Raw genomic sequence first — 25,376 nt, forward strand, 5'->3', positions numbered from 1 at the left:
CGGCCGGCCGCGTGGCCGACGGCCCGTCAGCGCACACCATGGCCCCCTGACGCCTGTCCGTTGCGCGAAACCGCCGCCACGCGCGCGTGCCGCCACAATGACGAGAGGCGGAGAACCGGTGCCGCACGGAAGCCCGCCCTCATGCCCCGCACCGCCTTGTCAGCCGGGCCCGTTGCCGGAGCCGGCCGTCGGGCGTGCGGCTCCGGCCGGTACGTCGGCTCCTCCGCATGGCCGGCGGGGGTGCGTCGAACTCCGGGACCCGGTCGGCTCCTGCGCGATGCGGCTCGGCGGGCGCGCCGTTCCGGCTGGTACGTCGGCCGTGCAGCCGGCGGGCGGACGGCTTCGGCGGGGCGGGCCGCTCAGCGGCTGCCGTCCAGGATGACCCGTGCGACCAGCGCCGGGTCGTCGTTCATCGGGCAGTGGCCGCAGCCGGGCAGTCGCACCAGCCGGGCGTGCGGGATGAGCTGCTTGGCGCGGACGCCCTGGCGCCGGAGGAGGAGCCGGTCCCGGGTGCCCCAGGCCACCGTGACCGGCAGGCCCGGCAGGTCGTCGGTGAACCGGACGGTGGCGCCGGCCCGCAGGGTCGCGCCGAAGCCGGTCGCCCCCACGAGAGCGAGGGTCTCGGCGACCACGGCCTCCGGGGCGCGCCGCGCGGGGCGGGCGTAGATGGTGCTCGTCAGCGCGGTGCGGCCGGCCACGGTGCGGCTCAGCCGTTCCACCAGCGGCAACGGCAGCCGCTGGGCGATGCCCCGCATGGCGAGCAGCACCGCGAAGGCGTACCGGCGCTCGGCCTCCGACCAGAAACCGGCCGGGGACAGGGCGGTGACGGACCGTACGCGCTTCTCCCGGCCCAGTTCCAGGGCGAGCAGGCCGCCCAGCGAGTTGCCGGCGATGTGCGGGCGGTCCAGGTCCAGAGCCTCGAACAGGGTGCCGAGCACGGAGTTGGTCGTGGGCAGGTCGTAGGCGAGGTCGCCCGGCAGGGCGGGGGAGTCGCCGAAGCCCGGGAGATCGACGGCGATCACCTCGCGCTCGGTGGCGAGGATGTCCACGACCGGGTCCCAGGCCTGCCGGTGGTGGCCGATGCCGTGCAGCAGGACCAGCGGTTCGCCGTGTCCCGCGCGCGCGTAGGACACGGTCACGTCCTTCGGGCCGTGCGCGGTGGGGACCTTGAAGGAGACGGTGGCGGACATGGGGGTGCTCCTCGTCTGGGTGCTGACGGACGCCGTAGACAGCTTGTCAGCAATTGCTACCGACGGGTAGCCCCCAGGGGGCCCGCACCGCACCGGCGCAGCGCCCTCAACCCGCGTGCCGCACCTCGATGTCGAAGTCGGCGTTCCCGAACTCACGGAACAGGGTGAGCCACAGCGGCCGACACATCTCCATCGCGCGCGCCGAGCGGATACCGCCCAGGTCCGGTACGCGCTCCGCGTACCGCATCGGTCCCTCCAGGCCGCCGGCCGCCGGCGGTCCGCGGTCATGGTTGTCCGGGCCGGCCCGGACAGGCCTATTCCGGCTGGACACCCGCCGGGCGAGTCGGATGGGATGGAGGGGTGACCGCCGACCTCTTCACCGACGTCTTCGAAGAACACCGGCCCCTGCTCATGGGGGTCGCCTACCGCATGCTGGGTCGGGTCGCCGACGCCGAGGACGTGGTCCAGGACGCCTGGCTGCGCTGGTCCGGCGCCGACCGGACGGAGGTGCGCGAACCGGGCGCCTACCTCGTGCGCATCACCACCCGCCTGGCCATCGACCGGCTGCGCCAGGTACAGGCGCGCGGCGAGGCGTACCCCGGGCCCTGGCTGCCCGAGCCGTACCTCACGGAGTTCGGCGACATCGCCCCGGACACCGCGGACCGCGCCGTGCTCGCCGACACGGTCTCCCTCGCCGTCCTGGTCGTCCTGGAGTCCCTGTCCCCTCTGGAACGGGCCGTCTTCGTGCTCCGTGAGGCCTTCGGCTACCCGTACGCCGAGATCGCCACCCTGCTCGACCGGGGCGAGGCGGCGGTACGGCAACTCGCCGGGCGGGCCCGCCGGCACGTGGCCGAGCGGCGGCCGCGCTACGAGGTCGACCCGGCCCAGCGCCGGGACCTGACCGAACGTTTCCTCGCCGCCGCGGGCAGCGGCGATCTCGAGGGGCTGATGTCCCTGCTCGCCCCGGACGTCCGCCTGGTCGGCGACAGTGGCGGCAAGGCCAAGGCGCCCGTGCGGACCCTGCACACCGCCGACAAGGTCGGCCGCTTCCTCGTCGGCGTCGCGCGCACCGCCCCGGTGCTGTCCTTCCGTTTCCTGGAGATCAATGGCGGCCCCGCCGTGCTGGCGCTGTCCGGCGACAAGCCGGACAGCCTGTTCCAGGTGGACGTCGCCGACGGCCGCGTCAGCACCGTCTACATCGTGCGCAACCCCGACAAGCTGCGGCACCTCGTCGAGCGCTGAGCCGCCCTTCCCGCGAGCCCCCGTCGTACGACGGGGGCTTTGCCGTGATGTCACCGACACCGTCCCGTACGAACGCCTCGTGAACGCTCCGCGGCAGACCGGCCGTGCGCGGCCCATGGGACCGAGGATTGGTCTTGACCAAGGGTGACGGCGGCCCTATGGTCGCAGAGAAGTGCAACAACCTTTAATAAACAAGGGCGCTAAAAACCGCCGGACCACGGCTCTTGCGGAGGACAGGGTGGGGACCACGCAGCTGGAATCGGTGCCGGAACCGAAGTACTGGCATCTCAAGACCGTACTCAGTGAGGCACTGGACTCCGAGTTCTCGGTCGGCGAGATCCTGCCCAACGAGCGCGACCTCGCCGCCCGCTTCGGCGTGGCCCGGGCCACGCTCCGCCAGGCCCTCGAACAGCTGGAGCTGGAGGGCCGGCTGCAGCGCCGGCGCGGCGTCGGCACCACTGTCGCGCCCCCGCGCGTGGGCGTGGCCGTCGGCACCGAGCAGCACACCTGGCCGGGGGCTCCGGGAGACGCCTGGCAGCCCGTCGACAGTGCCCTGGCGGCCCCGCCGGCGGCCGTCGCCGCGGCCCTGGAGACCGGCTCGGACGAGCCCGTCCACACCGTCCACCGCTCCCGCACGTCCCACGGACAGCGCGTCGCCACCGAGCTGCTCTACATCCCTGCGGCCTCGGTGCCCGACCTCACCGCCATCGACGCACCGTCCGGCGCGGCACGCGCGCGTGCGGTGCTGCGCGAGGTGCAGCACCTCGAGCTGGAGGGCCAGGACCGCGCCGTCGAGCTGGGTTCCGCGCGCGCGGACGACGCCAGGGAACTGGACCGCCTTCCCGGCTCGCCCGTCCTCGTCGTCACCACCCGCTTCTTCGCCCTGGGCCGTACGGCGGCCCTCTCCGTGGCGACCTACCGCGCCGACACCTGCCGGCTGACCTTCGGCGACTCGGCGGGCGTGGAGATACACCACGACCCCGAGCGACAGGCGTCCTGAGCGCGTCCGCGGGGTAGGCCCGCATCGCACCCACCGCGCCCCGGAACTCCACCGGGGCGCGCAGCGTTTCATCGATGACGGGGGCGGGGTTCCGGCGGGTGCCACGGGATGACTGGCATCGGGCGTTCAGCGGTGCCTGGAGCCGGGGGCAGGGACGTCCGGGACCGAGAGCCGCACGTACCGCACCGCGAGCTACCCGCACCGGGCCGCGAGCCGCCCGCACGGGCCGTGAGCCGCACGTACCGGGCCGTGAGCCGCCCGCACCGGCCCGGGAGTACCACGCAACCGGGTCAGTGCCGTGCCGTCACCGTGCCGTCGACCGCGAACAACTGCTTCTCGACGTGGTCCAGGGCGAGTCGCAGCGCGCCCGTGGCCACGGCCGCCTCGCCCAGCAGGGACAGCGCCACCCGGGGCGGCCGCAGGCAGTAGCGGGCCAGTTCGCGGCGCAGCGGTTCCAGGACGCCGTCCAGACCGGCCGCCCAGCCGCCGACCACGACCAGTTCCGGATCGAGCGCCAGCACCAGCGCGGCCACATCGTGCACGAGCCGCTGGAGGAACCGCTCCACGGCCGCCCGCGCCCGCTGGTCACCCTCGCGTGCCAGCGTGAACACCTCGGCGACCGCCTGCTCGTCCAACGGATGCAGCGGCTCGTCGGTGGTGGACAGCAGCGTCTCCGGCGTCGCCTCCCGGCCCAGCAGATGCAGCGCCCCGATCTCCCCGGCGGCCCCGCCGTAACCGCGGTGCAACCGCCCGCCGATCAGCGAACCGGCCCCGGGACTCAGCCCGGCCAGCACGAACACCACGTCGTCGGTCTCGGCCGCCGCGCCCTTCCAGTGCTCGGCGACGGCCGCCGCGTTGGCGTCGTTCTCCACCAGCACCGGGCACTTGAAGGAGCGGCTGAGCCGGTCACCGAGCTTCAGGCCCGTCCACTGCGGCAGGGCCGTGCTCAGCCGTACCGTGCCGTCGGCCTCCACGATGCCCGGCGTGCCCACGCCCACCGCCCGCAGCGAGCCGCGCGCGACCCCGGCCCGGCGCAGCAGTTCGGCGACCGCGCCGCGCAACCGGTCGAGCCGCTCGTCCGCCGGGGCGGTCTCGTCGACCTCCTTGGCCTGCGCGCCCAGCACCCGCCCGTCCAGGTCGGACAGGAGCGCGGCGACCCGGTGCGGCCCGATCTCCAGGCCCAGCAGATGCCCCGCCTCGGCCCGGAACCGGAACCGGCGGGCGGGCCGCCCCTGACGGCGCGCGGTGCTCTCGTCGGCCGCCGTCTCCACGACGAGCCCGGCTTCGATGAGCCCTTCGACGACGCCCTCCACGGTCGGCCGGGACAGTCCGGTGACCCGGGTGACCTCGGTGAGCGTCGCGCAGTCCGTGGCACGCAGCGCGTGCAGCACCACCGCGGAATTGATCCTTCGGAGCAGCGAGGGATCGCCACCGGTCAGCTGCCCCACCGTCCGTCCTTCCAGCTCGCGGGCGTGTTGGGCGGATCGTACTCGGCCCGGCGCACCCCGGCGAGTGCCGGGTTCCGCCGGCCTGCGCGGGCCGCCGTGGACCAGCGGCCGTGTGACGGAGCGGAATGGCGGTCCGCCAGGGGGAGCAGTGCGGGGTGGGAGACCTTGAGCGGGGGTGCCGCCGCGGAGCTGGAGTGGCTGGAGTGGTGTGGGAGACCTTGAGCGGGGGCGCCGCCGCGGAGCAGGGGTGAGGTGGGAGACCTTGAGCCGGGGCGCCGCCGCGGAGCGGGGCGCGGTGCGACAGACCCGAAGCTGGGGGTGCCCGTGGATCCGTGGTGGTGCGGGAGGCCCGGACGCGTGTGCCGGCGGGGAGCCGTGGCGTGCGGCAGGCCGGCCTGCCGGTCGTCGTTCGTCAGCGCGGCTCCACGAAGCCCGACTCGTACGCCGCGATCACGGCCTGCGTGCGGTCGCGCGCGCCGAGCTTGGCCAGTACCCCGCTCACGTGCGACTTCACCGTCTCGGTTCCCACGACCAGCCGCTCGGCGATCTCGGCGTTCGACAGCCCCCGCGCCATGAGCCGCAGCACCTCCGCCTCCCGCTCGGTCAGCCGGGCTCGCTCCAGCGCCGCACGTGCCGGGCGGTCGCCGTCGCCGTACCGGGCGGCGAGGCGTCGCAGGGAGGCCGGGAACAGCAACGACTCGCCCTCCGCCACCAGCCGTACCGCGTGCACGATCTCGGCCGGCCGGGCCCGCTTCAGCAGGAAGCCGTCGGCACCCGCGCGCAGCGCCTCGTACACGAACTCGTCGTCCTCGAAGGTCGTCACCACGAGGATCTTGGGCGGCGCGTCTACGGTGCGCAGCACCGCGCGCGTGGCCTCGATCCCGTCCATCAGCGGCATGCGGACGTCCATCGCGACCACGTCCGGGCGCAGTCGGCGCACCAGCGGGATGACCGCCGCGCCGTCGGCCGCCTCGCCCACCACCTCGATGTCGGGCTGCGCCTCCAGCACGGCGCGCAGGCCCGCGCGGACCAGGGGTTCGTCGTCGACGAGGAGAACGGTGACCGGCATCCGGCCAGCGTAGATCAGCCGAGCGGCAGCTCCGCGCGCACCTGCCAGTCGCCCTCGTCCGGGCCGGTACGGGCGCTGCCCCCGAGCAGAGCGGCGCGCTCCCGTATGCCGCGCAGCCCGCTGCCGCTGCCGCTGCCGCTGCCGCGACCGGGGCCGGATACCGAGGCCGGCAGCGGATTGCGGACCTCCAGGGCGAGCGTGCCGTCGGTGACGGCCACCCGGACCCGCACGGGGACGGCACCCGCGTGCCGCAGCACATTGGTGAGCGCCTCCTGAAGGATGCGATATCCCTCGCGGGAGACCGGCCCGGACACCGCCTCCACCGCTCCGGTCACCTCGGCGTCGACCTTGGCGCCCGAGGCGCGGGCCGACTCCAGGAGCCGGTCGGCGTCGGCCAGTGTCGGCCGTGCGCTCACCGGCCGACCCGACTCGCGCAGCACCCCGAGCACCCGTTCCAGGTCCGCCAGGGCGGCCCGCCCGGTCTCCTCGATGGCGTCCAGCGCCCGGTCGGTGAACGCCGGATCGCCGGCCGCCCGCGCCGCACCCGCCTGCACCACCGCCACCGTCAGGGCGTGCCCGATCGAGTCGTGCAACTCCCGGGCGATGCGCGTGCGTTCGAGCAGCTGCTCGGTGCGCTCCTCCAGGGCGGCCAGCCGCTCGGCGGCCGACGGCCCGAGCAACCCGCGCGCGCAGGCCGTGACGAGCATGCCGAGCCCGACGACGGCCCCGTACAGGGCGAGCAGCGGCAGGGGGGCCAGCAGGGCGTACGCCCGGTTCGGCGGCAGCCGGTCCAGCAGCGGAACACCGGAAGGCGCGCGCCCCCAAGCGCACTTGCCCAGCTCGTAGGCGACCACCAGCGGCCACACCGTGGCCATCGCGGTCACCCAGCCGAGCGCCATCCGCAGCTCCAGCCACAGCACCGTACGCATCCGGTCCCGCCAACCGGCCGAAGGCGTCACGGAGATGCCCGGCTCCTGCGGGCCCGGTGTCAGCAGCAGCCTCGCCTGCACGCCCTCGCCCATCCGCACGGCGGGCACCAGGCCGAGCGGAAGCAGGAAGAGAGCCGGCACCCAGGGAGTCGACTTGTCGATGAAGAGCCACACGCTGACGATCAGCATGGGCACCCACAGATGCAGCAGGCGCGTGTACGTCGTCCCGCGCAGCAGCGGGCGCACCAGGCGGTCCATGGGGACATCGTCGCAGGCGGCACCGGCGACGGGCCTCCCCCGCACGGGGGAGACGATCTCCGCCGGCGGGGGAGGAACCGAGGCCCGCGTCCGTCCAGGCTGGGGTCATGACCAGCATCGACGTACGAGACCTCACCAAGGAGTACGGCGGCCGGCGGGCCGTGGACCGTCTCACCTTCAGCGTCCGGCCCGGCCGTGTCACCGGCTTCCTCGGCCCCAACGGCGCCGGCAAGTCCACCACCATGCGGCTCGTTCTCGGCCTCGACCGGCCCACCTCCGGCACCGCCGTGATCGGCGGCCGCGCCTATGCCGAACTCCGCGAACCCCTGCGCCGGGTGGGTGCCCTGCTGGACGCCGGGGCGGCGCACGGTTCGCGGACCGCGCACGACCATCTGCGCGCCCTGGCGGTGAGCAACCGCATCCCCGTCGGGAGGGTCGACACCGTCCTGGAGGAGACCGGACTCGCCACGGTGGCGCGGCGCCGGGTGAAGACGTACTCCCTCGGCATGCGCCAGCGGCTCGGCATCGCCGCCGCGCTGCTCGGCGAGCCCGAGGTCATCCTGCTCGACGAGCCCGCCAACGGCCTCGACCCCGAAGGCATCGTCTGGATCCGGACGCTGCTGCGCCGGCTCGCCGCGCAGGGCCGTACGGTCCTGGTCTCCAGCCACCTGATGAACGAGACCGCCGCCTTCGCAGACCACCTGGTCATCCTCGGCCGCGGGCGGCTGCTCGCCGACACACCGGTGCGGGACTTCATCCATGCGCGGGTACGGCCCCACGTCAGGATCCGGACCACTGAACCCGGTGCGCTCGGCGACCTCCTGGCCCGGCACGGCCACGACGCCTCCCGAGAGGAGGACGGGGCGTGGACCGTGCGGCACACGCGCGTGGAGGATCTCGGCCGCCTGATGGCCGAGGCGGGAGTCCCCGTACTGGAACTCGCCACGCAGGAGGCCACCTTGGAGGAGGCCTACCTCGATCTGACCGCGGCCGAGACCGAGTTCACCGCACAGCCCCAGGAGGCCTGACCATGTCCTTCGCACCCGTGCTCCACGCCGAGTGGATCAAGATCCGTACCCTGCGCTCGCTGCTCGGCGGGCTGGCGGCGATGCTGGTGCTCACCGCCGCGTTCGCCGCGCTCGCGTCGGCGAAGGCCGACGGGGGTGATGCCGACCCGCTGTTCTCGGTGTTCTTCGGCGTCGGCTTCGGGCAGGTCGCCGCGATCGCCTTCGGCACCACGGCCGTCGCGGCCGAGTTCCGGGGCGGCGCGCTGGGGCTGACGCTGGCGGCGGCGCCCGACCGCCGGCGCTGGTTCGCCGCGAAGGCGACGGCGATCGCCCTGCCCGTGCTGGCGGTCGGTCTGCTCACCGGTCTGGTGACGCTGCTGGTCGGCAGAACCGTCCTCGAAGACTCCGGGCCGACCTGGGCGGAGGGGCTGCGCGGCGCCGTCGGCTGCGGTCTGCACCTGACGCTGATGGCTCTGTTCGCCGCCGGACTCGCGGCCGTGCTGCGCAGCGGGGTGGCTACCCTCTCCATCCTGATCCCGTTCCTGCTGATCGTGTCCTTCGTGGTCGGGGACCTGTCGGGCGGGGTGGCCGACTTCCTGCCCGACCGGGCCGGCCAAGTGGCCCTGCACAGCACCTGGGACGGCACCCTGGGCCCGTGGACCGGGCTCGCGGTCACCGCGCTGTGGACGGCGGCGGCCCTGCTCGCGGGGGCATGGGCCGTCGACCGGAGGGACGCCTGACGGCCCGCCAATTGTCAGTGGGTCCCGCTTTACTGGATCGCATGGACATCGCGAACCACCTTGCCGTGATCGACCGGCTGTGCGCCCGGGGCTTCCCGCCCGAGCGCGGCAGGACGGACGTCGGCACGGGCGGGCCGGGGTACCTGATAGCCGAGTTACAGCGCAGCGGCGACTTCGCGGACGGCGACGGCACCGAGCGGGAGGAGACCGCGGCGCAGTACGAGGCCGACCGGGACGCGCTGGCGGAGCGGCTCACCGAGCGGTGGGGGCCGCCGCAGAACTTCAGCCTCTACAGCGTCCTGGAGCGGACGATCGAGGCCGGGGGAGGGGACGGGGACGGGGGGAGAGGGAACGGGGACGGGCTGGAGCCGTGGGCCGGGCTGAGCGGCCATGTTCCGGACGTCCAGCTGTGGCGGGTGCCGGAGGCGGGCCGCTGGGTCGCCCTCGGGGTGTCCCGGTGGGGCGAGCAACTGCCGTTGCAGCTGCTGGCGGTGATCACGGACACGGACCCTCCGTGACCGGCCGGAGCCTTCCGGCGCCACGCACGGCCGGGTGCTCGGCCGTCCGCAGCCGGCGGGTGCTCAGCCTTCCGGAGCCGTTCGCAGTCGGGTGCTCAGCCTTCCGGAGCCGTTCGCAGCCGGGTGCTCAACCCTCCGCCGCCGTCCGCAGCCGGGCGTACTCCTCCGCCATCGTCGCCGCCGTCCAGTGCGCGTTCAGGCCGCTGGGGTTGGGCAGCACCCACACGCGGGTGTGCCCGATGGCCCGCTCCTGCGGCCCCACCCGGGCGGTGCGGTCGCCGAACGCGGCCCGGTACGCGGTCACTCCGACCACGGCCAGCCATGCCGGCCTGAGCCGCGTCACCTTGGCGGTCAGCAGCCGTCCGCCCTCGGCGTACTCCGCGGCGGTCAGCTCGTCCGCGCGCGCCGTCGCCCGTGCCACCACGTTCGTGATGCCCAGCCCGTACGACAGCAGCTCCTGTTGCTCGGCCGGCTTCAGCAGCCTGGGTGTGAAGCCGGACAGGTGCAGCACCGGCCAGAACCGGTTGCCGGGCCGGGCGAAGTGGTGGCCCGTCGCCGCCGTCATCAGCCCCGGGTTGATGCCGCAGAAAAGCACCTGGAGGCCGTCCGCGACCACGTCCGGGACGAGACGGTCGCGGGCGGCCTCCAGGTCCGCCTTCGTGAAGCGGGGAGAGCGGGTCAGAGGATCGCTCCGGGGGTGTATCCGGCGGCCTCCGGGTGCTGCTTGACGATCTCCTCGATCCGGCCGGCGACCACGCCGACCTGGTCGGCCGCGGCACCGGTGAAGGACAGCTTGTCGGCCATCAGCGCCCCCAGCTGCTCACGGTCGAGCGGCAGCCGCTCGTCGGCGGCGAGCTTGTCGAGCAGGTCGTTGCGCTCGGCGCCCTGCTCGCGCATGGCGAGCGCGGTGGCCACGGCGTTCTCCTTGATCGCCTCGTGCGCGACCTCGCGGCCGACCCCCGCCCGCACGGCGCCCATCAGCACCTTGGTGGTGGCCAGGAACGGCAGGTAGCGGTCCAGCTCACGGGCGACGACGGCCGGAAACGCACCGAACTCGTCGAGTACCGTCAGGAACGTCTCCAGCAGGCCGTCCAGCGCGAAGAACGCGTCCGGCAGCGCGACGCGGCGCACCACCGAGCAGGACACGTCGCCCTCGTTCCACTGGTCGCCGGCCAGCTCGCCGGTCATCGAGGCATAGCCGCGCAGGATGACCATGAGACCGTTGACACGCTCGCAGGAGCGGGTGTTCATCTTGTGCGGCATGGCCGAGGAACCGACCTGGCCCGGCTTGAAGCCCTCGGTGACCAGCTCGTGCCCGGCCATCAGCCGGATCGTCTTGGCCAGCGAGGACGGCGCGGCGGCCAGCTGCACCAGCGCGGTGACGACCTCGTAGTCCAGCGAGCGCGGGTAGACCTGGCCGACGGAGGTGAACGCCTCGGAGAAGCCGAGGTGCCGGGCGATCCGGTTCTCCAGGTCGGCGAGCTTCGCGGCGTCCCCGCCGAGCAGGTCCAGCATGTCCTGCGCGGTGCCGACCGGGCCCTTGATGCCGCGCAGCGGGTAGCGGCCCAGCAGCTCCTCGACGCGGCCGTACGCGACGAGCAGCTCGTCGGCGGCGGTTGCGAAACGCTTGCCGAGGGTGGTGGCCTGAGCGGCGACGTTGTGGGAGCGGCCGGCCATGACCAGCTCGGCGTTCTCACCGGCCAGCTTGCCGAGGCGGGCCAGCACGGCCACCGTACGGTCGCGCACCAGTTCCAGCGAGAGCCGGATCTGCAGCTGCTCGACGTTCTCGGTGAGGTCACGGGAGGTCATGCCCTTGTGCACGTGCTCGTGCCCGGCGAGGTCGTTGAACTCCTCGATCCGCGCCTTCACATCGTGCCGGGTGACCTTCTCGCGCTCGGCGATCGAGGCCAGGTCGACGGTGTCGAGGACGCGCTCGTAGTCGGCGATCGCCTCGTCCGGCACCTCGATGCCGAGGTCCTTCTGGGCCCGGAGCACGGCGAGCCAGAGCTGCCGCTCCAGCTTCACCTTCTGCTCGGGGGACCAGAGTGTGGCGAGTTCGGCGGAGGCGTAGCGTCCGGCGAGGACGTTCGGGATGCGGGGCTTGGCGGGCGCAGAAGTCACGTGTCCAGATTCTACTGGCGGTTTGTGCAGGCCAGCGCCATGGGGTTGTTCGGCGGAAGCTACGAGACGCCGGTCACCCCGCCTGGGTCCGCGGGCCCGTCCGCGTCGGCCAGCTCCGCCAGCACGTCCGCGTGGCACGGCTCCGGCGCGCACCAGCAGGCCAGTGTCCTGCCGCGCAGTTCCGCGACCAGCTCCAGCAGCTCCGGCCGTTCCAGCAGGTGGGCCCGGTACATGGCCATGACCTCGCCCCGGGTGCCGTCCCGCTTCTTCGCCGGGGTGTCGTAGGCGAACGGATTGGACAGCGGGTGCCGGGGGAGGTCCCAGCCCCCCATCGTCCACCGGCGGCCGACATAGACCACGTCCGCGGGCGCGTGCTCCAGCCGGGGGCCGAACTCATGGATCCGGCCCGGACACTGATCACGCGGGTGGTCATGGCCGCGAGGCTACGCCGGACCCTCGTAGGGCAGCAGCTCCGGACGCTTCGGCGGGCGGCCGTCGCCCGAGGAGCGGCCGGTCAGGCGCCGGCCTATCCACGGCAGGAGGTGCTGCCGGGCGAAGCGCACGTCGGCCACCCGGCGGGTCGTCCAGCCCGGCGGGAGCGTGGCCGCCATCGGCACATGCCACTCGCTGTCCTCCGGCTCGTACCCGAGCGTCTGCCACACCGCCTCGGCGACCCGGCGATGCCCCTCGGCCGTCAGATGCAGCCGGTCCACGTCCCACAGCCGAGGATCGGCCAGTGAGCGCGCCCCGTACAGGTCGGCCACCACGGCCCCGTGCCTCTCGGCCAGCTCGTCCACGCAGGCGAACAGCTCCTCCATACGCGGCCGGAACCGCTCCAGCACCGGGCCCTGGCGGCCGGGGCTGCGCATCAGCACCAGCTGTTTGCAGGACGGGGCCAGCCGCTCCACGGCCTCGGTCAGCAGGCCCTTCACCCGGCCCATGTCGCACTTGGGCCGCAGGGTGTCGTTGAGTCCGCCGACCAGGGTGATGACGTCGGCGTTCATGGCCGCCGCCACGTCCACCTGCTCGTCGACGATCTGCCGGATCAGCTTCCCGCGCACGGCAAGGTTGGCGTAGCGGAACCCGGGCGTGCGGGCCGCCATCCGCGTGGCGAGCAGGTCGGCCCAGCCCCGGTAGGAGCCGTCGGGCAGCAGGTCCGACATGCCCTCGGTGAAGGAGTCGCCGACCGCGACCAGGCTGGTGTGCGTGGGAGATGTGGGATTCGTGTGCATGGCGACAGCGATGGTATCCCTGTTCCATACCCAACGGTCGGTCGCCCTCGACCCGGCGGCAGCGAGGCCTCTGGCAGACAAGCCACCAAAAGCCGCGTCACCGGCAGAACCGGCCGCCGGAAGCCGCGCCTCCGGCAGGCCGGCCGCCGGAAGCGGCATCACCCGCAGAACCGGCCCGACCCGCCCGTGCCCGGCCCGCCCGTGCCAGGGCCGCCGCCGGGGGACTCACGCGGGCTGCCCGAACAGCTCCCGCAGCACGTCCTCCATGGTCACCAGCCCCGCCAGCCGGCCGTCCTCCCCGAGCACGGCCCCGAGATGCGTACGGCTGCCCCGCATCGCGGTGAGCACGTCGTCCAGCGGGGTCCGCTCGCGGACCCGTGGGATGGCCCGCATGTCCCCGAGCCGGAACGGCACGTCGCGCGGTGAGGCGTCCAGCGCGTCCTTGACGTGCAGGTAGCCCACGATCCGCCGTCCCGAGTCGACGACCGGGAAGCGGGAGAAGCCCGACTCCGCCGACAGCCGCTCCAACTGCTCCGGGGTGACGCCCACGCGCGCGTAGACCACACGCTCCAGCGGCACCACCACGTCCCGCACCGGCCTGCTGCCCAGCTCCAGGGCGTCGTGCAGCCGTTCCTGGGCCCGGTCGTCGATCAGGCCCGCCTCGCTGGCGTCCTTGACGATCTCGGCGAGTTCGGTGTCCGTGAAGGTCGCCGCGACCTCGCCCTTCGCCTCCACGCGCAGCAGCTTCAGCAGCCCGTTCGCGAAGGCGTTGATCGTGAAGATCACCGGGCGCAGCGCCCGGGCCAGCGCGACCAGCGGCGGGCCGAGCAGCAGCGCGCTGCGTACCGGTTCCGCGAGGGCGATGTTCTTCGGGACCATCTCGCCCAGCAGCATGTGCAGGTAGGTCGCCAGGGTCAGCGCGATCACGAAGGACACGGCGTGGCCCACGCCCAGGGGCACGCCCAACGCGTGGAACACCGGCTCCAGCAGATGCGCGATCGCCGGTTCGGCGACCACACCGAGGACCAGGGTGCACAGCGTGATGCCGAGCTGGGCGGCGGCCAGCAGCGCCGACACGTGTTCCAGGCCCCACAGCACGCTCTTCGCGCGCCGGTCGCCCTCCTGGGCGAGCGGCTCGACCTGCGAGCGGCGCACGGAGATCAGCGCGAACTCGGCACCCACGAAGAAGGCGTTGACGACGAGGGTCGCCAGACCGATCAGCAGCTGTACGACGGTCATCGCGCCCCCTCCGGCGTCTCGTCGGCCTTCTCGTCGTCCAGCGGGGCGTGCAGCAGCACCCGGGCCGCCCGACGGCCCGAGTCGTCCACGACGTCCAGGCGCCAGCCGGCGACCTCGACGGTGTCTCCGTTCTCGGGTATCCGGCCCAGCTCGGTGGCGACCAGGCCGGCCAGGGTCTCGTACGGTCCCTCGGGCACGCGCAGACCCACGCGCGCGAGCTGGTCGGTGCGGGCGGCGCCGTCGGCGGAGTACAGGGCCCGGCCCTCGGCGTCCGCCCCGGCCGGGGCGAGGTCGGGCGTCTCGTGCGGATCGTGCTCGTCCCGCACCTCGCCGACGACCTCCTCGACGATGTCCTCCAGCGTCGCCACGCCGGCCGTGCCGCCGTACTCGTCGATGACGACGGCCATGGTGCGCCGGCCGGAGAGCCGGTCCAGCAGCCGGTCCACGGTCAGGGACTCGGGCACCAGCAGCGGCTCGCGCATCACCTGGGAGACACGGCGGTGGCGCCGCTGCTCGGCGGGCATGGCCAGGACGTCCTTGACGTGGGCGGTGCCGACCACCGAGTCCAGGCTGCCCTGGTAGACCGGGAACCGGGACAGGCCGGTGGCCCGGGTCGCGTTGGCCACGTCCTCGCAGGTGGCCTGGGTGTCGAGGGCGATGACCTGGACGCGCGGCGTCATGACGTTCTCCGCGGTCAGGTCGGCCAGGTTCAGCGTCCGGACGAACAGCTCGGCGGTGTCCGCCTCCAGCGCGCCCTCCTTCGCGGAGTGCCGGGCGAGGGCGGCCAGCTCCTGCGGGCCGCGCGCGGACGCCAGCTCCTCGGCCGGTTCGATGCCGAGCCGGCGCACGAAACGGTTGGCCGTGTTGTTCAGGTGCGTGATGAAGGGCCGGAAGGCGGCGCTGAACCAGCGCTGCGGGTTGCCCACCCGCTTCGCCACGGCCAGCGGGGAGGAGATCGCCCAGTTCTTGGGCACCAGCTCGCCGACGACCATCAGGAACACCGTCGACAGGGCCGTGCCCAGCACCAGCGCGACCGAGGTCGCCGTGGTCTCGGACAGGCCCATCGCCTGGAACGGCCCGGAGAGCAGCTTGGCGATGGACGGCTCGGCGAGCATGCCGACCACCAGGTTGGTGACGGTGATGCCGAGCTGGGCACCGGACAGCTGGAAGGTCAGGTTCCGTGCGGCTTTCAAGGCGCCGGCGGCGCCGCGCTCGCCGCGTGCGGCGGCCCGCTCCAGCTCGCCGCGCCCCACCGTGGTCAGCGAGAACTCCGCCGCCACGAAGGCGCCGCAGGCGAGCGACAGCAGGATCGCCACCAGAAGGAGGAGCACTTCGGTCATCGGGTCACCCCCGTCCCATGATCGGACAAGGCGGGGCGGAACGCGCGGTGTCGCGGACTGGGAGGCTCGCCCATGGGCGGACGCTCACAACCTTTCATAGAGGGCCGAGTGCTCCCTCCAGGGTAAAGGATGAGCAAAAAGTGATTCGGCCTCAGTCCGTGAGCGGCTTCACCCAGCGCCGCCACCGCTCCTCCGGCCCGTACCCGGCGGCGCGCCAGGCGTGCTGGGCGGTCTCGTTGCGCACCAGCACCATCGCGTCCGCCCGCCGCCCGCCGAGCCGTACGAAGCGCTCCTCGGCGGCGGCCAGCAGCGCCGAGCCGACGCCCTGCCGCCGCCGCTCCGGATGCACCGCGAGCCGGTACAGATGGCACCGCCAGCCGTCGAAGCCGGCGATCACCGTGCCGACCAGTTCGCCCGCCGACTCGGCGAGGATCAGCGCCTGCGGGTCGCGGTCGACCAGCCGCTCCACACCGGCGCGGTCGTCGCTGATGCTCGTGCCCTCGGCGGCCGTCTTCCAGAAGACGAGGACGGCGTCGAGGTCGTCGGGGCCGGCGGGGCGTACACGCAGCTCAGTCATGTGATCATCGGAGCATGGGCGGAGTGCCCGGCTCCGGGAATTCCATCATGCGGACTCCTCCCGCAGTCGTTCCATCACCGGCGCGAACGCCTCCATGGACGGTTCCAGGACCGTCAGGTACGAGAAGCCGAACCGCTCGCGCTGCGCCCGCACCTTCGCGACGACGTCGTCGAGGGAGCCGGCCAGCACGATGGGCAGGGCCAGCGCCTGGTCCGCGGTCAGCGACTGGCGTTCCGTCAGCGGCTTCACGGCCGGCTCCGGGTCGTCGGTGACGGCCACGAGCTGGAGCAGCAGGTTCAGCTCGGCGGGCGCCGCGCGGTCCGCCGCCAGCTCGCGGTAGCGGGCCACCCGAACGTCCAGCTCCTCGGCGGTGAGGGGCTCCAGCCCCCCGGGAGTGCGCCCCGGCCGGGCCCCGGTGAAGGCCGCGATGTCCGCGTGCTCGGCGGTCAGGCGCAGCATCCGGTCGCCGTTGGCCCCGATCAGCAGCGGCACCCCGGGCTGGGCCGCCCCGGGCAGGGGGGCCCGCCCGCTCGAGCGAAGCCGGGTGTGGGGGAGGTCCGCCGAGCCCAGCAGCCGGTCCAGTTCCCCGATCGTGCGCCGGAGATGGTCCACCCGCTCGCGCGGCGAACCGTACGGCAGCCCGGCAGCCTCGTGCTCCGCCTGGACGTATCCGGTGCCGAGGCCGAGTTCGAGGCGTCCGCCGGCCAGCGCGTCCGTGGTCGCCACCTCGCGCGCCAGCAGCGTCGGATTCCAGAAGCCCGTGTTGAGCACGAACGTGCCGACCCGGGGCCGTTCGGTCGCCTCCGCCGCGGCGACCAGCGCCGGGAACGGCGCGACCATGCCGAGGTGGTCGGGGACGAGGATCACGTCGTACCCCAGCTCCTCGGCCCTACGGCACTTGGCGCGCCATTCGGCGGCGGGCGCGGGCGTGAGCAGGTTGACCCCGAAACGGAACGGACGCGACATGAACTCTCCCCGTGAGTACGTGACTTGACGTTGCCCTTTGATTCCATCACGTCCGCCGGCCCGCGAGTGATCAAGGTGCCGGTCACTCGTGCGCGATCGCCGCCAGCACGTTCATCCGCGACGCCCGCAGCGCCGGCAGCAGGGCCGCCACGACGCCCACCACCGCCGAACCGATCACGACCGCGACGATCGTGCCCCAGGGGAACGCGAGCGCCGTCAGCCCGCGCAGCGCCAGCACCTGCTGCATGCAGACACCCCACACCAGGCCCAGCGCCAGCCCCAGGACCGCGCCGAACACCGCGATCACCACCGACTCCAGCCGGATCATCCGGCGCAACTGCCGCCGCCCCAGCCCGATCGCCCGCAGCAGCCCGATCTCCCGGGTGCGCTCCACCACCGACAGCGCGAGGGTGTTGACCACACCGAGCACGGCGATGACGATCGCCAGCCCGAGCAGCGCGTACACCAGGTAGAGCAGCACGGCGATCTGGTCGTGGACCAGCTTCTTGTAGTCGGCCTGGTTGCGCACCTGCACCTGCGGGAACGGCTTCAGAGCCCGCTCCAGCCGGGGCCGCAGGTCCTCCGCCTTCGTCCCGGGGGCCGCGTTGACGTACAGCGCGGAGTCCTGCCCCTTCGGCACGTACTTCTCCAGCGTGCCCAGGCCGAAGAAGACACCGCCCTGTGCACCGAAGCCCTCGGCCGAACCCTGGTCGGTGAGCGCCCCGACGGTCAGCTCGGTGCGACGAGCGCCCGGGAACTCGACCGGGAGCACGCTGCCGACCCGCACGCCGTGGTCCCGCGCGAAGCCGGCGTCCATGGCGAGGTGCCCGTCCGCCAGCGCGGCCGCCGAACCGCCGCGCGCGTAGGCGAGGTGCACCACGTCGTCGAGCCGGGGGCCGTATCCGGCGGCGTTCGTCCTGACCCGGTCGCCGTCCGGCAGCCGTACGGCGACGGGGCTGAGCCGCTGCCGCACGACGAGCCCGACACCGCGCGTCGCGCCCACGGCGTCCGTCACCGCCTCGGTGTACGGCATGAAGTTGGCGTTCTGGACGATGAAGTCGGCGCCCAGCGTCCTGTCGATCTGCCGGTCGAACGACGCGGACAGGGAGGCGCTCGCCACCGACATCCCGCCGACGAGGGCGAGGCCGACCATCAGCGCGGCGGCCGTCGCGCCGGTACGGCGCGGATTGCGCAGGGCGTTGCGCTGGCTCATCCGCCCGACCGGACCGAACAGCGCGGGGAAGGCCCCGCCCAGCACCCGGATCACCGGCCGCACCAGCAGCGGTCCGGCGACCACGGTCGCGATGAGGGTCAGGACCACGCCGAGCCCCAGCAGCGAAGCCGCCTGCGCGGTCTTCGTGGCCACCGCGCACCCGCCCAGCGCGGCCGCTCCGGCCGCCCCGACCACCGCGCCCGCGACCGCCCGCACCTTCAACGGCTTGCCCACGCCGGCCACCTCGGCGTCCGCGAGCGCCGCCATGGGGGAGACGGCCGCCGCGCGCCGCGCGGGCAGATAGGCGGCCACGAAGGTGACACCGAGACCGACGACGTACGCCGCGACGGGCGTCCCCCAGCCGATGACCATCTCCGTGGCCCGCAGGTTCATCCCGAACGCGCTCATCAGCCGGATCAGTCCGAGAGCCAGCCCGATCCCGGCCGCGAGGCCGAGCGTGGAGCCGGCCAGCCCCAGCAGCAGCGCTTCGGTGAGCACCGACCGCCGCACCTGCCGCCGGTCCGCGCCGAGCGCCCGCAGCAGGCCGAGTTCCCGGGTGCGCTGGGCGATGAGCATGGAGAAGGTGTTGACGATGAGGAACACGCCGACGAGCAGGGCGACGCCGGCGAAGCCCAGCATCACGTACTTGATCACATCGAGGAAGGTGCCGAGGTTGGCGGCGGCCGACTTGGCGTGCTCGTTCGCTGTCTTCAGGTCGTAGGTACCGGTGCCGATCGCCGCACCGATGCGCCGCTTGAGCTCGGCGTCGCTCACGCCCTCGGCCGCGTCCACCGAGATGCCGGTCGCCTGCGCGGCGGAACCGAGCAGTTCCCGGCCGGCGACCGCCGGGTCCAGGTAGACCAGGGCGGAGCCCGGGTTGGTCGTGGTGAACGTGGCGATGCCGACGACCCGGACCCTGAACGTGCCCGGCTGCGCCTGCACGGTCAGCGAGTCGCCGATCCGGACGTCTCTCCTGCCGGCCGTGTCGGCGTCCAGCAGCGCCTCGCCGGCGCCGTGCGGCGCGTGCCCGGAGGTCAGCCTCACCGGGCTGCGGCGGGTGACGTACCAGGAGTTGGCGATGGTGGGGGCGCCGGTGGTCGGGCCGACGGACCTGTTGCGGCTGTCGACCACCACGACGTTCTGCACCGACACGTCCGCGTGGGCCGCCGCGACCCCGGGGACCTTCGCCACCCGGTCCCGCAGCGCAGCGGGCACGGTCTGCACCGCACCCGTCGACCGGGCCGAGCGCAGGTCCTCCTGGGGCCCCACGGTCACATCGGCGGCGGTGGAGGCGAAGAGGCGGTCGAAGGTGCGGGTGACGGTGTCCGAGAAGATCAGACTGCCCGAGACGAACGCCACGGACAGCAGCACGGCCAGCCCGGACAGGGCCAGCCGCCCCTTGTGCGCGAGGAAGCTGCGCAGGGTCGCCTTGAGCACCGGTCAGTCCTCCTGGACGACGACGTCGTCGCCGAGCCGGCCACGGATCACGTCGGGAGGGGAGGGCTGCGGGTTCGCCCCGGGGAAAACACGCATGCGCTCCAGGACGGCCTCTGCCGTGGGCCGCGCCATCTCGTCCACGATCCGCCCGTCGGCGAGGAACAGCACCAGGTCGGAGTGGGCGGCGGCGCCCGGGTCATGGGTGACCATGACGACGGTCTGGCCGAGATCGTCGACGGCACCGCGCAGAAAGCCCAGCACCTCGAGTCCGGCCCGCGAGTCCAGATTGCCGGTCGGCTCGTCGGCGAAGATCAGCTCGGGCCGGGAGGCCAGCGCCCGCGCGCACGCGACGCGCTGCTGCTGGCCGCCGGAGAGCTGCGCGGGCCGGTGCGCCAGGCGCCCCCGCAGGCCGAGGGCGTCGATGACCTGGTCCAGCCACTTCTCGTCGGGTTTCCGGCCCGCGATGTCCATCGGCAGGGTGATGTTCTCGGCGGCGGTCAGGGTCGGGATCAGATTGAACGACTGGAACATGAACCCGATCCGGTCCCGCCTGAGCCGGGTCAGCTCCCGTTCCTTCAGCCCCGTGATCTCGGTGTCGCCCAGCCACACCTGACCCGCCGACACGGTGTCGAGGCCGGCCAGGCAGTGCATGAGCGTGGACTTCCCGGACCCCGAGGGGCCCATCACGGCGGTGAAGCGGCCGCGCGCGATGTCCACGTCCACCGAGTCCAGGGCCACCACGGCCGTCTCGCCGGAGCCGTAGGCCTTGGTCAGCGCGCGGGCGCGGGCCGCCGGACCGCCGTCCGGTGCGCGCCCCGGGGCATGCTCCGCAACAGGTGTGGACAAGACCGCCTCCCGGTCGCCTCGACGTCCCGACTCTTGGTCCGGGCTGAGCCTAGTGTGACCCGTACCACAGCCGGAATCCCTCCACGCACCGAGGACACGACCCGCGGGCGAGCCGTCCGCCCGTCCCCTTGCCGTCGCTAGCACCCCGGCGCTAGCGTCGAGGCATGGCGAAGACCCAGCTGAACGTGCGCGTGGACGAGGGCACCGCCCGCGCGGCCCGCGAACGCGCCCTGGCCCGAGGGATGAGCGTCAACCGCTACATCGAAGAGCTGGTCAGACAGGACACCGGGGAAGCCGGCCGCACGTTCGTCGAGGCCGCCGCCGACTTCATGAAGCAGTACGAGTCCGTGTTCGCCGAGGAGTTCGCCGAGCCCCGCGGCACCGACGCCGGTGAAGGCCGCCGCTGATCCCTTGGACGAACTGAGTATCGACCTCGCCTGGCTGCTCATGCTCGCCGAACAGAAGACGCCCGGGGACCCGCAGGTCACCGACTGGGGCGCGCTGGTCGCAGCCGTCGCCCGGCACCGGGCGGAGATATTCGGCGTGCCCGTGTACGACAGCCCGCACGCCCGCGCTGCCTCCCTGCTCCAGCTGCTCATCCACGTACCGGCGCTGGAACGCTCCAACGCGCTGTTCGCCTCGGCGGTCGCCTACGCCTACCTGGTCGCCGGCGGCGCCAAGGTCGCCACCACACCCGAGCAGGTCCGCGATCTCGCCCGGCTGGTCAAGGACGGCACGGCGAGCGTCGACGACATCGCGCGGGAGCTGCGCCGCTGGTGCGTCTGATCAGCGCGCGTCCGGCTCCTCGGGCCGCCAGGCGACGCCCAGCGCGCAGTACGAGGTCGGCAGCGCCGGTCCCTTCTCCGGCAGCAGCACCTGCCGGAGCGGGCCGAGCCGGAACCCGGCCGCACGCAGGGCGGCGACCGGCTCCCGGGACAGGTGACAGCCGCCGTTCAGCACGGGCCACAGGGTGCGGTCCAGGGCCTGCTGGGTCAGTGTCATCACCGCCCCGCCGCCCCGCCCGTGCTCGAAGAACCGCAGCTCGCCACCCGGCCGGAGCACTCGCCGTACCTCGCCCAGCGCCCGCGTCACGTCCCGTACGCTGCACAGCACCAGCGACAGCACCACCGCGTCGAAGGCCTCGCTCTTGACGGGCAGCGCCTCCGCCGCACCCGGCACCACGTCCACCGGGACCTGCGCCCGCAGCGCGGACTCCAGGGCCAACTGCCGCAGATGCGGTTCCGGTTCGATCGCGACCACCTCCGCGACGGCGCCGGGATAGTGCGCGAAGTTCAGCCCGTTGCCCGCGCCGATCTCGATCACCCGCCCGGACAGCCCGGCGAGCAGCCGCTCCCGCACCCCGGCCATGCCCAGCCGGTTCTCGGCGCCGACGCTCAGCCGGGCGTAGTAGCGGGCGAACAGCGGATGGTGGACGGGACCGCGTGCCACCGTGCCGGAACGGGTCGACGACAACCGCATGACAACCTCCCCGGGCCGCTCGGGCCTACGGTGATTGTCCCCCGTACGGCGCTGTCGCACCCCTGCCGGACCCGGGGCGCGAACCGAAGGAGACGTCACCGGGAGCCGTGCAGCCGTACGAGCTGCGACGCTCACCGCAGGGCGAGGTCGATCAGGCCCGGGAATCGAACGACACGGCGGCATGATCGCGGTGCCGGCCGCACCGCCGGCGAAGCCCGGCGTACGGCGTGACCCCGGGTCGCACGGCGCGTGCCTTCCCCCTGGGGCGGCAGAAGCCCTGGGCAGGCCCTGCCGTCCCGGGTCGGGTAGGTGTCAGGGCGCTTCCCGGATGCGGAACGCCTCCGCGTCCCAGCTCCCGTCCAGGCGCGGTGCCAGCCAACTCGGCGCCGCCGCCCGGAAGTCGGCGGGAGGCAGGGCCCCGGCCCCGGCGGGCAGCAGGCCGAGCAGCGGCGCGTCGGCGACCTCCGGCAGGTCGGCGACGTTGCAGCGGGAGGCGAGGTCCGGGTCGGTGGGCCAGCTGCCGATCACCACTCCGGCCAACTCCAGCTCCCGCCGCCGCAGTTCGCGGGCGGTCAGCTCGGTGGTGTTCAGCGTGCCCAGGCCGGCCTGGGCGACGACCAGGACCGGCGCGTTCAGCAGCCGGGCCACGTCGGCCAGCGTGCCGCCCGCCGCGTCGAACCGGACGAGCAGCCCGCCCGCCCCCTCGACCAGCACCAGATCGTGCTCGGTGGCCAGCTTGGCGGCCCGGTCGGCAACGTCGTGCGGGCGCACCGGTGCCATGCCCGCCCGCCGGGCCGCCGTACCCGGTGCCAACGGCTCGGGAAAGCGGGCCAGTTCGTCGGTCGTGACCGGCCCGGCCAGCCGCGCGACCTCGTCGGCGTCCCCGCGCTCGTCCGGCCGTACACCCGTCTGGGCGGCCTTCAGTACCGCCACCGAGCGCCCGGCCGCGAGGGCCGCGGCGGCGACGGCGGCGGTGGTGACGGTCTTGCCGACCTCCGTGCCCGTCCCCGTGATCACCAGTACCGGCATGTCATCCCTCCCGCGCCGCGGCGCACACCGCACGCGTGATCCGTGCCACGTCCTCGTCCGAGGTGACGTACGGCGGCATCGTGTAGATCATGTCGCGGAACGGGCGCAGCCACACGCCCGCCCCTACGGCCGCCCCTGTCGCGGCGGCCATGTCGACCTCGTGGTCGAGCTGGACGACCCCGATGGCGCCCAGTACGCGGACCTCCCGCACCCCGGGCAGTTCCGCGGCCGGAGCCAGTCCCTCGCGCAGGCCCGCCTCGATCCGCTTGACCTGCGACAGCCAGTCCTGGCCCAGCAGCAGCTCGAGGGAGGCACAGGCGACCGCCGCCGCCAGCGGGTTGCCCATGAACGTGGGGCCGTGCGCGAGCACCGGCACCGCACCCTGGGAGATGCCGTCGGCGACCCGGGCGGTGCACAAGGTGGCCGCCATCGTCAGATAGCCGCCGGTCAGCGCCTTGCCCACGCACATCACATCGGGCGTGACGGCCGCGTGGTCCGCCGCGAACAGCGCGCCGGTGCGGCCGAAGCCGGTGGCGATCTCGTCGAACACCAGCAGCACGTCGTGCGCGTCGCACGCCTCGCGCAGCACCCGCAGATAGGCGGGGGAGTGGAAGCGCATACCGCCCGCGCCCTGCACCACCGGCTCCACGATCACCGCGGCCAGTTCGTCCGCGTGCTCCGCGATCACCTCGCGCAGATGCTCGGCGTACGACTCCTCGTACTCCGTCGGTGGTGCGTCCGCGAAGACCTGGCGCGGGAGCACGCCGGTCCACAGCTCGTGCATCCCGCCCTCGGGGTCGCACACGGACATCGGGTTCCAGGTGTCGCCGTGGTAGCCGCCGCGCCAGGTCAGGAGCCGTCGTTTGGCCGGCCGGCCGAGCGAGCGCCAGTACTGCAGGCACATCTTCACGGCGACCTCGACCGACACCGACCCCGAGTCGGCCAGGAAGACGTGCTCCAGCCCGTCGGGTGACATGTCGACAAGGAGCTTCGCGAGGCGTACGGCGGGCTCGTGCGTGAGCCCGCCGAACATCACGTGACTCATCCGGCCCAGCTGCTCGCGCACGGCCTCGTTGAGGACCGGGTGGTTGTAGCCGTGGATGGCCGACCACCACGACGACATGCCGTCGACCAGCTCGCCGGAGCCGTCCGCGAGCCGCAGCCGGACCCCGCTCGCCGACTCCACGACGAGCGGTTCGACGCGTCCGGGCATCGGCCCGTAGGGATGCCAGACGTGCCGCCGGTCCAGCTCCAGCAGTTCGGGCGCGCTCAGGGCGGTGGGCTCAGGCATTGGGCGCGAGGTCCGTTCCGGCGCCCCGGCGGCGGACGGCGACGAGGTCGGTGCGCGGCTCCTGAGCGGCCGGCGCGGTCGCCGTACCGCAGGCGCCGCCGGCCTCGTGGGAGCCGCAGCCGCCCTCGTGGGAGCCGCACGCGTCCCCGCCCTCGTGCGAGCCGCAGACGGAGCCGCAGCCGCCCGTGACGTCCGCCCGGTGCTGGGGCAGCGTCACCTGGTCGGCGCCCTCCACCTCGAACCCGGCGTCCGCGATCATCTCCAGGTCGGCCTTGCCGGCCTGGCCCTCGCTGGTCAGGTAGTCGCCGAGGAAGATGGAGTTGGCCAGGTTCAGCGCGAGCGGCTGCATCGTGCGCAGGTGGACCTCGCGGCCGCCCGCGATGCGGACCTCCACGTCCGGGCAGACGAAGCGGACCATCGCGAGGATGCGCAGGCAGCGCTGCGGGGTGAGGTTCCACTCCTTGGCCAGTGGGGTGCCCTCGAACGGGATCAGGAAGTTCACCGGCACCGAGTCCGGGTCCAGTTCGCGCAGCGAGAAGACGACGTCGACCAGGTCCTCGTCGCTCTCGCCCATGCCCGCGATCAGACCGGAGCAGGCGGACAGACCGGCCGCGTGCGCCTTCTGCACCGTGTCCACCCGGTCGGCGTACGTGTGGGTGGTCGTGATGTCCCCGTACGTCCCCTCGGACGTGTTGAGGTTGTGGTTGTAGGCGTCCGCGCCCGCCTCGCGCAGCCGTTCGGCCTGGCCGTCGGAGAGCAGGCCGAGGCAGGCGCACACCTCGACGGCCTCGTTCTGGTCCTTGATCGCCTTGATGGTCTCCGAGACCCGGTCCACGTCCCGGTCCGTCGGGCCGCGCCCGCTGGCCACCAGACAGACGCGCTTGGCGCCGCCCGCCAGACCGGCGGCGGCCGCCTCGGAGGCCTCGTCGGGCTTGAGCCAGGTGTACTTCAGGATGCCGGTCTTGGAACCGAGCCGCTGGGAGCAGTAGGAGCAGTCCTCCGGGCACAGGCCGGACTTGAGGTTGACCAGATAGTTGAGTTTCACCCGGCGCCCGAACCAGTGCCGGCGTACCTTTCCGGCCGCGGCCACCACATCGAGCAGGTCGTCGTCGGAGGTGGCCAGCACGGCGAGCGCTTCCTCGCGGGTCGGCAGCTCGCGCCGAAGCCCCTTGTCCACCAGCGTGTTCAGCAGGTCCATGAGATCC

At 73.4% G+C, this 25,376-nt stretch carries 25 protein-coding genes and 1 pseudogene; 7 read left to right on the forward strand and 19 right to left on the reverse strand.

Annotated elements, in window-relative coordinates:
• Window positions 1-359 precede the first annotated feature (359 nt).
• Window positions 360-1,190, reverse strand: coding sequence for an alpha/beta fold hydrolase (locus ACZ5CW_RS10845; RefSeq protein ID WP_468599969.1), 831 nt, complete (start codon window positions 1,188-1,190; stop codon window positions 360-362).
• Window positions 1,191-1,296: 106 nt separating this feature from the next.
• Window positions 1,297-1,437 carry a hypothetical protein gene (locus tag ACZ5CW_RS10850; RefSeq protein WP_468599970.1) on the reverse strand — a complete coding sequence of 47 codons (141 nt, stop codon included), beginning with the start codon at window positions 1,435-1,437 and terminating at the stop codon, window positions 1,297-1,299.
• Window positions 1,438-1,550: 113 nt separating this feature from the next.
• On the opposite strand from ACZ5CW_RS10850, the gene sigJ reads away from it, so the two are divergent.
• Together sigJ and ACZ5CW_RS10860 are read left to right on the forward strand one after the other, a co-directional pair.
• Window positions 1,551-2,432: an RNA polymerase sigma factor SigJ gene (sigJ, locus tag ACZ5CW_RS10855; protein ID WP_468599971.1), complete on the forward strand. Its 882-nt coding sequence runs from the start codon at window positions 1,551-1,553 to the stop codon at window positions 2,430-2,432.
• Between the two features lie 238 nt (window positions 2,433-2,670).
• A complete protein-coding gene (locus ACZ5CW_RS10860) occupies window positions 2,671-3,432 on the forward strand; it encodes a GntR family transcriptional regulator (RefSeq protein WP_468599972.1) in 762 nt (253 codons plus the stop codon).
• Between the two features lie 290 nt (window positions 3,433-3,722).
• On the opposite strand, the gene ACZ5CW_RS10865 is transcribed toward ACZ5CW_RS10860, so the two are convergent.
• The 3 genes from ACZ5CW_RS10865 to ACZ5CW_RS10875 all read right to left on the reverse strand — a co-directional run bounded on the left by ACZ5CW_RS10865 (window position 3,723) and on the right by ACZ5CW_RS10875 (window position 7,136).
• On the reverse strand, window positions 3,723-4,880 hold the full coding sequence (locus tag ACZ5CW_RS10865; protein WP_468599973.1) for an ROK family transcriptional regulator: 1,158 nt from the start codon (window positions 4,878-4,880) through the stop codon (window positions 3,723-3,725).
• A 412-nt stretch (window positions 4,881-5,292) separates the two neighbouring features.
• A complete protein-coding gene (locus tag ACZ5CW_RS10870; protein ID WP_468599974.1) occupies window positions 5,293-5,949 on the reverse strand; it encodes a response regulator in 657 nt (218 codons plus the stop codon).
• 14 nt (window positions 5,950-5,963) lie between these two features.
• Window positions 5,964-7,136, reverse strand: a complete 1,173-nt coding sequence (locus ACZ5CW_RS10875; protein ID WP_468599975.1) for a sensor histidine kinase — start codon at window positions 7,134-7,136, stop codon at window positions 5,964-5,966.
• A gap of 107 nt (window positions 7,137-7,243) precedes the next feature.
• Here ACZ5CW_RS10875 and ACZ5CW_RS10880 point away from each other — a divergent pair, with 107 nt between their 5' ends.
• From ACZ5CW_RS10880 to ACZ5CW_RS10890, 3 genes are read left to right on the forward strand one after another with little or no spacing between them, the layout of a single operon-like run.
• Window positions 7,244-8,164: an ATP-binding cassette domain-containing protein gene (locus tag ACZ5CW_RS10880; protein WP_468599976.1), complete on the forward strand. Its 921-nt coding sequence runs from the start codon at window positions 7,244-7,246 to the stop codon at window positions 8,162-8,164.
• 2 nt (window positions 8,165-8,166) lie between these two features.
• Window positions 8,167-8,883, forward strand: a complete 717-nt coding sequence (locus tag ACZ5CW_RS10885) for an ABC transporter permease (protein WP_468599977.1) — start codon at window positions 8,167-8,169, stop codon at window positions 8,881-8,883.
• 41 nt (window positions 8,884-8,924) lie between these two features.
• The gene (locus ACZ5CW_RS10890; RefSeq protein ID WP_468599978.1) at window positions 8,925-9,401 is read left to right on the forward strand and encodes a hypothetical protein; all 477 of its coding nucleotides are present in this window, start codon (window positions 8,925-8,927) and stop codon (window positions 9,399-9,401) included.
• 127 nt (window positions 9,402-9,528) lie between these two features.
• Here the strand turns inward: ACZ5CW_RS10890 and mug are convergent, their stop codons facing one another.
• From mug to ACZ5CW_RS10940, 10 genes and pseudogenes are all read right to left on the reverse strand, one after another.
• Entirely contained in the window at window positions 9,529-10,017 is a 489-nt protein-coding gene (gene mug, locus ACZ5CW_RS10895) for a G/U mismatch-specific DNA glycosylase (RefSeq protein WP_468599979.1), read from the reverse strand.
• A 62-nt stretch (window positions 10,018-10,079) separates the two neighbouring features.
• Window positions 10,080-11,522 (reverse strand): adenylosuccinate lyase, encoded by a 1,443-nt coding sequence (gene purB / locus ACZ5CW_RS10900; RefSeq protein WP_468599980.1) that lies wholly within the window; start codon window positions 11,520-11,522, stop codon window positions 10,080-10,082.
• Between the two features lie 59 nt (window positions 11,523-11,581).
• Window positions 11,582-11,955, reverse strand: a pseudogene (locus tag ACZ5CW_RS10905) (DUF4326 domain-containing protein).
• Between the two features lie 10 nt (window positions 11,956-11,965).
• Window positions 11,966-12,754, reverse strand: a complete 789-nt coding sequence (locus tag ACZ5CW_RS10910; RefSeq protein ID WP_468599981.1) for an SGNH/GDSL hydrolase family protein — start codon at window positions 12,752-12,754, stop codon at window positions 11,966-11,968.
• 225 nt (window positions 12,755-12,979) lie between these two features.
• On the reverse strand, window positions 12,980-13,993 hold the full coding sequence (locus ACZ5CW_RS10915; RefSeq protein WP_468599982.1) for a hemolysin family protein: 1,014 nt from the start codon (window positions 13,991-13,993) through the stop codon (window positions 12,980-12,982).
• Window positions 13,990-15,333, reverse strand: a complete 1,344-nt coding sequence (locus tag ACZ5CW_RS10920) for a hemolysin family protein (RefSeq protein WP_468599983.1) — start codon at window positions 15,331-15,333, stop codon at window positions 13,990-13,992. Before ACZ5CW_RS10920 ends, ACZ5CW_RS10915 begins: the two co-directional genes overlap by 4 nt.
• 151 nt (window positions 15,334-15,484) lie before the next feature.
• Window positions 15,485-15,910 (reverse strand): GNAT family N-acetyltransferase, encoded by a 426-nt coding sequence (locus ACZ5CW_RS10925; RefSeq protein WP_468599984.1) that lies wholly within the window; start codon window positions 15,908-15,910, stop codon window positions 15,485-15,487.
• Window positions 15,911-15,955: 45 nt separating this feature from the next.
• A complete protein-coding gene (locus tag ACZ5CW_RS10930; protein WP_468599985.1) occupies window positions 15,956-16,876 on the reverse strand; it encodes an LLM class F420-dependent oxidoreductase in 921 nt (306 codons plus the stop codon).
• 82 nt (window positions 16,877-16,958) lie between these two features.
• The gene (locus ACZ5CW_RS10935; protein WP_468599986.1) at window positions 16,959-19,526 is read right to left on the reverse strand and encodes an ABC transporter permease; all 2,568 of its coding nucleotides are present in this window, start codon (window positions 19,524-19,526) and stop codon (window positions 16,959-16,961) included.
• A 3-nt stretch (window positions 19,527-19,529) separates the two neighbouring features.
• Window positions 19,530-20,372, reverse strand: coding sequence for an ABC transporter ATP-binding protein (locus tag ACZ5CW_RS10940; protein WP_468599987.1), 843 nt, complete (start codon window positions 20,370-20,372; stop codon window positions 19,530-19,532).
• A gap of 164 nt (window positions 20,373-20,536) precedes the next feature.
• On the opposite strand from ACZ5CW_RS10940, the gene ACZ5CW_RS10945 reads away from it, so the two are divergent.
• Window positions 20,537-20,779 (forward strand): toxin-antitoxin system HicB family antitoxin, encoded by a 243-nt coding sequence (locus ACZ5CW_RS10945; RefSeq protein WP_468599988.1) that lies wholly within the window; start codon window positions 20,537-20,539, stop codon window positions 20,777-20,779.
• A gap of 4 nt (window positions 20,780-20,783) precedes the next feature.
• A complete protein-coding gene (locus ACZ5CW_RS10950; protein WP_468599989.1) occupies window positions 20,784-21,158 on the forward strand; it encodes a fic family toxin-antitoxin system, toxin component in 375 nt (124 codons plus the stop codon).
• Here the strand turns inward: ACZ5CW_RS10950 and ACZ5CW_RS10955 are convergent, their stop codons facing one another.
• The 4 genes from ACZ5CW_RS10955 to bioB all read right to left on the reverse strand — a co-directional run bounded on the left by ACZ5CW_RS10955 (window position 21,159) and on the right by bioB (window position 25,369).
• Window positions 21,159-21,851, reverse strand: a complete 693-nt coding sequence (locus ACZ5CW_RS10955) for a class I SAM-dependent methyltransferase (protein ID WP_468599990.1) — start codon at window positions 21,849-21,851, stop codon at window positions 21,159-21,161.
• 312 nt (window positions 21,852-22,163) lie between these two features.
• Complete coding sequence (gene bioD, locus ACZ5CW_RS10960) at window positions 22,164-22,880, reverse strand: dethiobiotin synthase (protein ID WP_468599991.1); 717 nt, start codon at window positions 22,878-22,880, stop codon at window positions 22,164-22,166.
• A 1-nt stretch (window position 22,881) separates the two neighbouring features.
• Window positions 22,882-24,171 carry an adenosylmethionine--8-amino-7-oxononanoate transaminase gene (locus ACZ5CW_RS10965; RefSeq protein WP_468599992.1) on the reverse strand — a complete coding sequence of 430 codons (1,290 nt, stop codon included), beginning with the start codon at window positions 24,169-24,171 and terminating at the stop codon, window positions 22,882-22,884.
• Window positions 24,164-25,369 (reverse strand): biotin synthase BioB, encoded by a 1,206-nt coding sequence (bioB, locus tag ACZ5CW_RS10970; protein ID WP_468599993.1) that lies wholly within the window; start codon window positions 25,367-25,369, stop codon window positions 24,164-24,166. The genes ACZ5CW_RS10965 and bioB overlap by 8 nt, the downstream gene beginning before the upstream one ends.
• Between the last annotated feature and the right edge of the window lie 7 nt (window positions 25,370-25,376).

Source organism: Streptomyces sp. NPDC031379 (genome assembly GCF_055569615.1).